The organism is Paraburkholderia sp. UYCP14C (genome assembly GCF_004197395.1).
Classification (GTDB): Bacteria; Pseudomonadota; Gammaproteobacteria; order Burkholderiales; family Burkholderiaceae; genus Paraburkholderia.
Window position 1 is genome coordinate 106,710 of record NZ_SELS01000026.1, and the last position, 10,461, is coordinate 117,170.

The 10,461-nt window shown below is 60.8% G+C and carries 9 protein-coding genes; 2 read left to right on the forward strand and 7 right to left on the reverse strand.

Features of this window, described 5'->3' with window-relative positions:
- Positions 1-5: 5 nt before the first annotated feature.
- From EVC45_RS23625 to EVC45_RS23640, 4 genes are all read right to left on the reverse strand, one after another.
- Entirely contained in the window at positions 6-758 is a 753-nt protein-coding gene (locus EVC45_RS23625) for an ABC transporter permease (RefSeq protein ID WP_373683056.1), read from the reverse strand.
- 75 nt (positions 759-833) lie between these two features.
- Positions 834-1,634: an ABC transporter ATP-binding protein gene (locus tag EVC45_RS23630; RefSeq protein ID WP_129960640.1), complete on the reverse strand. Its 801-nt coding sequence runs from the start codon at positions 1,632-1,634 to the stop codon at positions 834-836.
- Positions 1,635-1,669: 35 nt separating this feature from the next.
- Positions 1,670-2,707 (reverse strand): ABC transporter substrate-binding protein, encoded by a 1,038-nt coding sequence (locus EVC45_RS23635; RefSeq protein ID WP_129960641.1) that lies wholly within the window; start codon positions 2,705-2,707, stop codon positions 1,670-1,672.
- Between the two features lie 51 nt (positions 2,708-2,758).
- Positions 2,759-3,745 (reverse strand): TauD/TfdA family dioxygenase, encoded by a 987-nt coding sequence (locus EVC45_RS23640; RefSeq protein ID WP_248295233.1) that lies wholly within the window; start codon positions 3,743-3,745, stop codon positions 2,759-2,761.
- Between the two features lie 450 nt (positions 3,746-4,195).
- On the opposite strand from EVC45_RS23640, the gene EVC45_RS23645 reads away from it, so the two are divergent.
- On the forward strand, positions 4,196-4,552 hold the full coding sequence (locus EVC45_RS23645) for a hypothetical protein (RefSeq protein ID WP_129960642.1): 357 nt from the start codon (positions 4,196-4,198) through the stop codon (positions 4,550-4,552).
- Between the two features lie 145 nt (positions 4,553-4,697).
- Here EVC45_RS23645 and EVC45_RS23650 read toward each other — a convergent pair whose 3' ends face one another.
- Both EVC45_RS23650 and EVC45_RS23655 read right to left on the reverse strand, forming a co-directional pair.
- Complete coding sequence (locus tag EVC45_RS23650; RefSeq protein ID WP_129960643.1) at positions 4,698-6,479, reverse strand: SulP family inorganic anion transporter; 1,782 nt, start codon at positions 6,477-6,479, stop codon at positions 4,698-4,700.
- A gap of 4 nt (positions 6,480-6,483) precedes the next feature.
- Positions 6,484-7,749 (reverse strand): sulfate ABC transporter substrate-binding protein, encoded by a 1,266-nt coding sequence (locus EVC45_RS23655; RefSeq protein ID WP_248295232.1) that lies wholly within the window; start codon positions 7,747-7,749, stop codon positions 6,484-6,486.
- Positions 7,750-7,876: 127 nt separating this feature from the next.
- Between EVC45_RS23655 and EVC45_RS23660 the strand changes: the two genes are divergently transcribed.
- A complete protein-coding gene (locus EVC45_RS23660) occupies positions 7,877-8,878 on the forward strand; it encodes a sulfonate ABC transporter substrate-binding protein (protein ID WP_129960644.1) in 1,002 nt (333 codons plus the stop codon).
- Positions 8,879-9,024: 146 nt separating this feature from the next.
- On the opposite strand, the gene EVC45_RS23665 is transcribed toward EVC45_RS23660, so the two are convergent.
- Positions 9,025-9,795 carry a ferredoxin--NADP reductase gene (locus tag EVC45_RS23665; RefSeq protein WP_129960645.1) on the reverse strand — a complete coding sequence of 257 codons (771 nt, stop codon included), beginning with the start codon at positions 9,793-9,795 and terminating at the stop codon, positions 9,025-9,027.
- Between the last annotated feature and the right edge of the window lie 666 nt (positions 9,796-10,461).

Sequence of the window (10,461 nt, forward strand, 5' to 3'; positions counted from 1 at the left end):
AACGCTCAGCGTTCACCCTGCCACGCGGTCAGCCGTTTTTCCGCCAGCAATACAGCATGATTGAACGCAAGACCGAGTAGCGCGAGCGACAGAATGCCGGCGTACATTTTCGGAATCTCGAAGGTGTACTGCGAGTAATTCACGAGGTAGCCCAGACCCGCTTTCGCCCCCACCATCTCAGCCGCGATCAGCACGAGAATCGAGTACGCCCCTGCGACGCGAATACCCGTAAATACAGTCGGGACCGACGCTGGCAGCACTACCTTGCGAAACAGTTGGAACGGCGTCAGCCCCATCGAAAGCGCGGAGCGGATCAGTAAAGGATCCGTGTTGCGCACTCCGCTCACCGTATTGAGCACGACCGGCCAGATGCACGAGTAGACGACCATCGACACCTTTGACGTCTCGCCCATGCCTAGTACCAATACAAACACGGGAAGCAGCGCGAGCGGCGCCGTATTGCGAAACAGCTCGAGCAGCGGATTGAGAATCTCAGCAAGCGTTCGATACCAGCCGATGACAACACCAAGCGGCACGCCTATCGCCACGGCAATCACAAAGCCGCTGATCGCTCGCGCCGCGCTCGCAAACAGATGTTCGGAGAGTTCGCCCGAACGCGTCATGTCGAACAACGCACCCAGCACCGTCGAAAACGGCGGCAGAAAAGTTGCATTGACCCACCCTACCCGCGGCAAAATCTCCCACAGGGCGCCGAACACAACGATCGCGACACTGCTGCTCAAAATACGCCGCAACATCACGATGACCGCCGAGGTCTGCGGGCTAGCAGCCGTAATCCGGGTCGATAAGGTACCCATGACTCAGCCCCTCTGTTAAGCCGCGTGGACGAGCGCCGCACCTGAGGTCGGTCGGCGCTGGTGCGTCAGTTGCCAGATGTCGTGTCGGAGCCGCACGAACTCCGGCGCCGAACGCAGGTCTTCGGAGAGATTGTCGCGTTCGAGATGCACGTTGAGCGAATGGGTGATGCGGCCGGGCGCCGCCGCCATCACCAGGACGCGTTGTCCCAGATAGACGGCTTCGTCGATTGAATGCGTGATGAACACAATCGTCGTCCCCGTGCGTTGCCAGATGCGCAACAACTCGTCCTGCAATGTCTCGCGAGTTTGCGCATCGAGTGCGGCAAAGGGTTCGTCCATCAGCAACACATCCGGGTCGAAAGAAAGCGCGCGAGCGATCGCGACGCGCTGCTTCATCCCGCCCGACAGTTCATGCGGATAGCGGTCACCGAATCCACCGAGACCGACCAGATCGAGGAACGCGCGAGCACGCCTTTTGCGTTCCGCCCTCGCCACGCCTTTTGCTTCCAGACCGAACTCGACATTGCCAAGTGCGGTCTTCCAGGGAAAGAGTGCATATTGCTGGAATACGACGCCGCGATCTAGCCCCGGTCCCTCGATCGGGTGGTCGTTGACCAGTATCTGCCCACGATCCGGCCTGGCGAGGCCGGCGATCAGATCCAGCAACGTCGTCTTGCCGCAGCCGCTTGGACCGACCAGCGCGACGAATTCGCCCGCCGCCACCTTGAACGTCACGTCTTCAAGCACGCTGAAGTGGCCGCGCCGCGTGAGGTGAAAACCCTTCGCGACGTTGCGTACGCTGATTGAAGCACCCATATTCGCCCGCCCCCGGGATTCGCTGCAGTGGCTGCCTAGTGGGCCGCCACCGCCTGGTTGAACGGATTGAACTGATTCGAATAGATGTCCCCGGGCTTCACCTGCCCCGCCTTCAGGACGCCATTCTTCACGTACCAGTCGATATACGTCGTGAAGTCGTCTGCGCTGATGAGGCCGCCCTTGCCGCCTACGCCCGCTGATTTCCAGTAATTGACGATCGACGTATCTTCATTGCGATGCCTCGCTTCGACGATCTTTTTGAGCCGCGCGACGACTTCCGCGCGAGGTGAGTTCCTGGTCCATTCGATCGCGCGTGCCGTTGCATCGACGAATTTCCGTACGGTGTTCGGGTTTTGCGCAATAAACTGATCGGTGAACAGATAGCTCGCGTAACCGAAGGAACCGAATAGCTGATAGTCCGTGATCAACAGCGTCGCCCCGCCATCGGCGAGCAGTTTGTCCTTGATGATGTCTTCGAGGAACACCGCATCGAGTTGCTTCTGCTTGAGAAGCTGCGCGAGATTGACCGGCGGCGCCGCAACGAACACCACCTTCTGTATCTCTTCTTTGGACAAGCCCGCCTTCTCGAGGTAAGCCGTCACCAGGTACTGCTCATACGCACCTGGCGTGTTGACGCCGACCTTGCGGCCGATCAGATCGCGGGCATCGTGGATCGGACTGCCTTGCAGCACGAACAATCCGCCATTGGTCTCCTTGTCGGCACCGACGTAAGAAATCACCGCCTTGACCGGCGCGTGCGCTGCAACCAGCTTCACAATCGAGCCGTTGAACGCACCGCCGAAGTCGACATCGCCCGTCACCGCGGCCTGGATGTCCTGAGGCCCGCTGATCGTGTTGCCCACCCATTTGAGCTTGATCGGCGCAAGGTATCCGAGGTCTTCGGCGAGCTCTGGATACAGCACCTTGCTGGCCCACCCCTGATAGCGCAATTCGAGCTTCTCAGGTGTCTGCGCGAACACGGGTGTGCCAAAGAGCACGAGGCTCATGACGGCCCCCGAGGTATAGAACAACCGTGCAACACGCTGCCGCACGTGACGGGCGGTTTGCTTCATGCTTCGATCTCCGTGGTCCGTGGTCCGACCTTGAAAGCGGGCGGGTGTCGGTCAGAAAACGCCGTCGTGCTCGAGCGTGACGCGGTGAATTCGCCGGCGAGCCGAACCGTAGTCTCGCGCTGCGTAATGCTGCACCTGACGGTTGTCCCAGATCGCGACATCGCCGGCACGCCACTCGAACCTGGCCTGGACTTCCGGCGTCTTGATCAGGTCATACAGGTAGTTCAGCAGACTCTGGCTGGCCGTCTTCGACACGCCGAGCAAATGGCTCGTATGACCTTCATTGACGAACACCAGCTTGCGACCGTTTTCCGGGTGTGTCTTGATGACGGGCACTTCGATCGGCGGATATTTTTGCGACGCATCGCGTACGCGGGCGATGCCTGCCTCCACACTGCTTTCGCTCGTGCCTTCCGGGACGTCGTAGCCGCTCAACAGGTCGGACAACGCGCTTCTCTTTGGCGACGCAAGGAAGGTATTCACTGCCTTCAGCTTCTCGAAGTAGCGGGCCAGATCGGGATCCAGCAAGTCGTAGACTGCCGCCGACGAACTCCAGATCGTATCGCCGCCGCCTCCCTCTGGAATCTCCTGTGCGTGAAGGACGGTGGCTTTGGGCGGCTGGACTTGCCATGAAACATCGACGTGCCAATTGTCCGTACCGCCCGATTGCGTTTTATCGCTGTGGGCAATGACCTCGATCTCCGGGAAGCCGGCGACCGCCGGCAGGTAAATGTTCTTGCGTATCGGCTTGCCGAAGATACGCGCGAGCGCAACGTGCTGTTCCGGCGTAAGCGTCTGCTCGCGAAAAAAGATCACCCCGTGGTCGACGAGTGCCTGCCGCACCGTTTTCTGGTTTTCTTCACTCAGTGGCTTCGATAGATCGACGTTTTCAATCACCGCGCCGATCAACGGCTTGTACCGGCGTACACGAAGATCCTGATGATTGTCGGATTGCGATTGCTGGTGCTCGAGCACGGTACTCATGGTGTCCTCCTTGAGGTCGATGGGCTGACCTATGAAACCAGCAGCGTGCAGCATCGGCAAATAACCTTTTCGCGCATGGAAAGGTCTCGTCGGCCGATTCGTTTAGTGACTCGTCCGATAGAAACAGTCCACGTGCCACGCGTTTTCGTTTCAAGAAATTCTTGTTTCCGATCGGGTCACGTCTTGCCTATTGTTAAAGGTTGCCTTCTCTCCGGCAGTGCGGGATCAAGCTTTTAGGACCACAACGGAGTCGATAGTGACGTGCAACGCGGCGGGTGTGTGGAACCGATAGCCCGACGAAAATGGGCAACCTGCGAGGGCGGAATCAAAGTGATGCCTCGCCTTCGCAAAGCGCTACTCGCGATTGCCGCGCGTTGCCGCTCTCATAAGGTCGGCTCTGCGTTTCCCGACAAAGCACCCAGTAGGCTCCGCGGCGGCCGTTGCATCGGCGGGGAAGCTGCACACAGAATGAAGTGAGCGCAGTTGCTGCCAGGGAGCCAGCCGATGAAAGTGCGAGTGGTTCTGATCGGATATACATTAATCGTTGAACCCGATCCTGCGGTGGTGGTGATCGGTGAACCAATGTACTGGGAATTTTCCGCGGCGCTGCGCAATCCGCTGATCAGTTGGGAGGTGTATTTCCGTGACGAGAGTCCCTTCGGTCCGGGGCTGCAAAGCCTCACCGCGCAGACCGCGTTTGACCCGATCACCCCTGCAGGCAGCAGCCCTACGCACCGCGGCATGTCACCATCGGTCATAGCGGCGAGGGATGGGCATTATGAGTACGGCGTCCGTGCGCGCGACCTGACCAACGACAGGGTGCTCGCGAATCGTGATCCGGAGCTAATCATTCTCCAGTAGCGCTCGCGCGCCGGACCTGCTGGTTTTGCAAGACTGAATGATGAACGTGGCTATCTTCGCTGCAAGCGATAGCACCCGCCAGACGCGGGAGGAAGTCAAACTTTTTGGTCGCCTGGCGGCGCGACGACGCCTACAGCGTCACGCGCTACACAAGGTAGTAGAGATCGTCCACACTGCGCTCGGCGTGGAACCGCTCCGTGCAGTGAGCGCAAGTGTTGCGCTCGCCGAGCTGCGTGTACGCGTATCGGACTGCGCGCACCGTTGCCGACCACGTTTCGTCCTCCTCGGGGAAAAACCGCTCGGCGGGATACCACTCGCTGAAATGGAGATTGCCGAGCGCCTGGCGCAATGCCGGTCGGAGCCCTGCGAGCAATATCACGAGACCATCTCGCTGTGCATCACGCAGAAAATGCTCGAGCCGTTCGATGCACACTACATCGGGATTGCGCACGCGCTTCAAACGCAGCACCACATATCGAACGCCCTGTTGCAGTGCCCCCGTTCTGATCGCTTCAAGATGGCGATCGAGCTCAGGGGCCGCGCCAAAGAAAAACTCACCTTCGAAATCCCAGACCGCCACGGCACCACACGATGGATCCGAGGGCAAACGCTCTCTCACTACGCCTTCCGGACTCACCACCAACTCGGTTGCCCTCAGCTTCGCGGCCCGCGGAACGAACAACAGTATCGACACCGCGACCCCAATCAGGATCGAAAACTCGACGCCGATCAGCAGCGCGGCCATCATCGTCAACACGATCAAGCCAGCGTCGTATTTCGAGGCCCGGAAGGTATAGCGCAAGCGCTCGACATCGATCAGACGTACCGCCGTCACGAACAACAAACCTGCCAATGCAGCCTTCGGGATATACCGCGTGAGCGGAGCCAGTGCCAACACGGCCAGCGCCACCGTCACGGCCGTCACCACACCCGAGCATCGCGTCGCAGCCCCTGCCTGATAGTTGATCGCAGAACGCGAAAGAGAACCGGAGCCGGGCAGGCAGCGAAAGAAGCCTCCCACCAGATTGGCGACGCCCTCGGCGAGGCACTGCCGGTTGTAGTCGAGCGGCTGTCGCGTGTGGTGAGCAATGGACTTCGCGATTGAGAGGGCCTCCAGCAGACCGAGAGACGCAATCGCAACCGCGCTCGACGACAGTTGGCCGATCCAGTTCCAGTGAATTTCCGGAATATGCGGCGACGGCAACCCCGACTTCAATGTGCCGATGACGGCCACCGCGGTATGCCCGCCCTGCTCCAGCCTCGTCCAGCCGAGCACGTACGCAGCCCCCGAAACGATTATCAGCACCACGAACATATCGATTTGCGGCAACCTGTAACGCCGCACCGCGCGACGCAACAGTAACGCGAGCACGACCGAAGCCACACTGACGGCGGCGGCCTTCAGATTGACGGGGTCGCCTGTCAGCGTCAGCCAGAGCCGATACAGCACATGCTGGTGACCCGAGCCCTTCTCCCGCACGCCCAACGCATTGCCGATCTGCCCGATCGCCAGCAGCACCGCGGCACCTGCCATGAAGCCGAGGATGACCGACTCCGAGATGTAGCGCGTCAGATCACCGAGTCTGAACACGGCTATGCCGATCTGGACAATGCCGACCATCACGCCGAGCAGAAACATGGCCTCGTAGAGATTCGCCGTGTCGTTTGGATCGAGGAAGGCGAGCGCACTGAATACGACCAGAGAAATTGCGCTGGTCGGCCCGTTGATCAAATGCGACGACGAGCCCAGCAGCGACGCCACCAAAGTCACGACCATCGCCGAATACAATCCGAAGCGGGGATCGACGCCCGCGATCAGCGCATACGCCATGCCTTGCGGCAGTGAAATGGCGGCGACCGTCAGACCCGCGAGCAGATCGCGCTTGCCCTTGCTCCAGGCATAGGAAAACGTGCTGGACAGCGCCATGATGTCACCCCTTGTCTTTTGTGCCCGGCGCGCTCGAATTCACCACGCCGCCGGCTGGCTTGAGAACCGTATCGATGATGCCGTTTTCGTCGAAGAAGCGTTGGTTCGCGTCGTCCCAGTCGCGCGCGATCGCCGTCACGGGGAACAGCTTGAGCGCTGGCAGCCGCGCGGCAAAGCGTTGCAGGATGCTGGCGTTGTAAGGCCGGTAGCCGGCCTCGGCGATGGTTTGTTGAGCCACGTCGGTAAACAGGAATTCCAGGTACGCACGCGCGTAACGTTCGCTGTGATGGCGCGCGACGTTAGCGTCGACCCACGCCACGTAGGGCTCCGCGAGAATGCTGACCGGCGGGTACACGATCTCTAGCTCGCCGGGCGCGTCCGCGACCTCGCGCAGTGCCTCGTTTTCCCACGCGAGTTGAACGTCTCCGATCTTTTCCGTGGTGAAACCAATTGCCGCGGAGCGGGCGCCGCTGTCGAGCCGCACGGCGTGTCGATATAGCGCGGCGAGATATTCGCGCGCGGCGCTCTCGCTGCCGCCGCGCGTGGTCACGGCGCCCCAAGCCGCGAGCGCGCTCAGCTTGCCGTTGCCGGAAGTACGCGGGTCCGGCGTCACGATTTCGACGCCTGGTGCGATCAGGTCGGGCCAGTCATGGACTTGCCTTGGATTGCCCTTGCGGACCACGAAAACGATCGTCGAGTAGTACGGTTGTGAATGATGCGGCAGGCGTGTAGCCCAGTCGCCGGCAATCAAACCCTGTTTGCGCAATACATCCACATCCGAATAGAGACCCAGCGTGACGACGTCTGCCTGCTGCTCGCCGGTCACCACGCTGCGCGCCTGGCGGGAGGAGCCGCCGTGCGACTGTTTCACTTGCAGCTGGATGCCAGTTTCCTGCTGGTATGCCGCGACGAATCGGGCATCAAGACTGCGATACAGCTCGCGAGTAGGATCGTACGAAACGTTCAGGATCTCGTTGGTCGCATTGCCCTGAACGTTTTTCACCGCGATCAGCGAGACGGCAATCACGACACCGGCCACGGCGGCAAGATTGAGCAAGGGTGGACGTTTCATGTCCTCTCCGGCGGGGGCGGTTAAACGCATTCCTGCAGCGCAGGGCCTGTCCGGCGGCAGCGGTACGATACCGAACGGCATGTCTGCACGATTGTCTGCCCACGCGGAACACGTAGAAAACCAATTTGTTCTGCTATGCAAAGCGCTGCGTGAGGCCGTCGCCTGCTTTCCCTCCGGCAGTGCTTTCCATATGCGCAAACATTGGTTGGACCTGTGTCCGCTCCGCTATATCGTCGCGGGATGACTGCCTGCCGTGGCGTAGGACGGTTGCGGCTGCGACACGCGGTTCGAAAAACACCCTCACTCGCCTGGACATACAACGCTGATGAGCAAACACATCGTTTTGGCCGACAGATCACCAGTGGACACGGGCCGGCGCCGGCTGTTGCGGGGCGCCGTCGCGAGCGCCGTGTTCGGCGGCATGCTCGCGCCGTTTGGAAGCGGCGCCGCACACGCACAAGGCACCGACAAACTGGTGCGAATCGGCTTTCAGAAATACGGCAACTTCGTCGTGCTCAAAGCGCGTGGCACATTGGAAAAGCGCCTGGCAAGTCAGGGGCTGACGGTGCAATGGCTCGAATTTCCAGCCGGACCGCAGTTGCTCGAAGGCCTGAATGCGGGCGCGGTCGACCTCGGCACGGTCGGCGAAACGCCACCGATTTTCGCGCAGGCGGGCGGCGTCGATTTCGTCTACGTCGGCAACGAACCGCCTGCGCCGCGTGGCGAAGCGATCGTCGTCCCACAGAATTCGCCAATCCGTGAAGTCGCACAACTGCGTGGCAAAAAGGTCGCGCTGAACAGGGGCTCGAATGTTCATTTCCTGCTCGTGAAGGCGCTTCAGCAGGCGGGGCTCGCCTACACCGAGATCCAGCCGGTCTACCTGGCACCGGCCGATGCGCGCGCGGCCTTCGTGCAAGGCAGCGTCGATGCATGGGTCATCTGGGATCCGTATCTGGCGGCCATCGAGCATCAGGCCAACGCACGCACCATCGCAAACGGCGACGGCCTCGTGCGCAACACGCAGTACTACGTCGCCTCCCGCAAATTCGCCGCGGCGCATCCGCAGGTGCTGCATGCGGTGCTGGACGAGGTCAACAACGTCGATCGCTGGGGAAGCGAGAACATCCCTGAAGTGGCCGCGCTTCTGTCACCGCTCGTCGGGCTCGACGCGGCCACCCTCGAAGTTGCACTCAAGCGCACGGGCTACGGTATTGAGCCAATCACGGACGCGACGCTCGCCTATCAGCAGCAGATCGCCGACACGTTCAGCGCACTGAAACTGATTCCCGCCAAACTGAATGTTGCGGATGCACGCTGGAAAACCTGATGGCCTGGCGGCACCCCATGCGCCGCCGAACAGCCTGATCCTCGGCAATACCGGATGCGCCCCGCTGTCGGCAAGCAATAACGACTCACGGGAGTCGCAGGCCGATAACGATACGAATGCAATGGGCGACCCCACGAGCCGCGTGCCTAGTCCACGAACGCACGTTCGATCACGTAGTGCCCCGGCGCATTGCTCTTGCCCTCCACGAGACCCGCCTGCTTCAGCAATTCAGTCGTATCAGCAAGCATAGCCGTGCTGCCACACAACATCACCCGATCGCTTTGGGGCGAAAACGGCGCGACATCCAGGTCGGAAAACAGCTTGCCCGACGCAATCAGGTCGGAGATGCGCCCCTCGTTCTCGAACTCCTCGCGCGTAAGCGTGGGATAGTAGACGAGCTTTTCCTTGATCACGTCGCCGAGGTACTCATGGCCGGGCAGATCGTGTTTGATGTAATCCATATAGGCCAGCTCGCCTTTCAGCCGACAGGTGTGCGTAAGAATCACGCGCTCGAAACGGTCGTAGATGGCCGGATCGCGGATGATCGACATGAATGGCGCGAGACCCGTGCCTGTCGAGAGCATCCAGAGAGTTTTGCCGGGCAGCAGGTTGTCTGCGACCAGCGTTCCCGTGGGCTTCTTGCCAATGAGGATGCTGTCGCCGACCTTCAGATGCTGCAGACGGGACGTGAGCGGGCCATTCTGAACCTTAATGCTGAAGAACTCGAGATGCTCCTCGTAGTTCGGGCTCACGATGCTGTAGGCCCGCGCGAGCGGCTTGCCATCGACTTCGAGGCCGACCATCGTGAATTCGCCGTTGTTGAAACGCAGACCCGGATCGCGTGAGCACGTAAAGCTGAACAGGGTACCGGTCCAGTGATGAACCGACTGGACCGTTGCGATGTCGTACTTGCTCATGGTTTGTTAGCCTCGATATCTCGTCGTCCTTACCAGCCTCGCCCACCATAGCGAAGCCAGAGGAAGGATTCATTATGCAATGCGCGGCTCGCGACGACAGTCCGTGTTGCCTGATGACCGGAACGAAACCGGCACTTTCACTCGGTTCGCCTTAGTTCGCCCGTGCGCCCGTGAATTTGACGATATAAGGCGCGAGCACTGAACGAAGCGAACCGTCATGCTTGCCGGACAACTCTCTTTCCAGGCACGCAAGAGCGAGCGCGACGATCAGGACGGCGACAAGGGTTCGGCGGCGCGCTCGCACCGCGTCGCCGCCTGGCACGCTCCAGACGCTGCCGGCATCCCTTTCACGTCTGACAGGCCAAGGCATTTTCAGCGCTCCTCGTTTCGTTCGATGTCAGGCCAGGCGGCGTGACCCAGTCCGCCGACTTGCCGACTCTTCTCCAGCGCATGCAGGAGTCTTCAGCCGGATAGCCGATGGCTTCATCGCATTGTCATCCGCCCGCCTGGCGCGATGGAACGAATTTGTTCTGATATCCAAAGGAGCGCCGGTGACTGCTTGCCGTGGCGGATTCAACCGGGCGATTGGATCGGCATAGGGGACGGCCATAAGGCCGTGCCCCTGCCACACCACCCGGCGTGCGGGTCCGCACCGGGCGGTTCGGG

What these genes read in the sequence shown, in the direction of transcription:
- EVC45_RS23630 (WP_129960640.1), bottom strand. Translation starts at nt 1,634, where the DNA reads ATGGGTGCTTCAATCAGCGTACGCAACGTCGCGAAGGGTTTTCACCTC.
- EVC45_RS23660 (WP_129960644.1), top strand. Translation starts at nt 7,877, where the DNA reads ATGAGCAAACACATCGTTTTGGCCGACAGATCACCAGTGGACACGGGC.
- EVC45_RS23645 (WP_129960642.1), top strand. Translation starts at nt 4,196, where the DNA reads ATGAAAGTGCGAGTGGTTCTGATCGGATATACATTAATCGTTGAACCC.
- EVC45_RS23665 (WP_129960645.1), bottom strand. Translation starts at nt 9,795, where the DNA reads ATGAGCAAGTACGACATCGCAACGGTCCAGTCGGTTCATCACTGGACC.
- EVC45_RS23650 (WP_129960643.1), bottom strand. Translation starts at nt 6,479, where the DNA reads ATGGCGCTGTCCAGCACGTTTTCCTATGCCTGGAGCAAGGGCAAGCGC.
- EVC45_RS23640 (WP_248295233.1), bottom strand. Translation starts at nt 3,745, where the DNA reads ATGCTGCACGCTGCTGGTTTCATAGGTCAGCCCATCGACCTCAAGGAG.
- EVC45_RS23625 (WP_373683056.1), bottom strand. Translation starts at nt 758, where the DNA reads ATGTTGCGGCGTATTTTGAGCAGCAGTGTCGCGATCGTTGTGTTCGGC.
- EVC45_RS23635 (WP_129960641.1), bottom strand. Translation starts at nt 2,707, where the DNA reads ATGAAGCAAACCGCCCGTCACGTGCGGCAGCGTGTTGCACGGTTGTTC.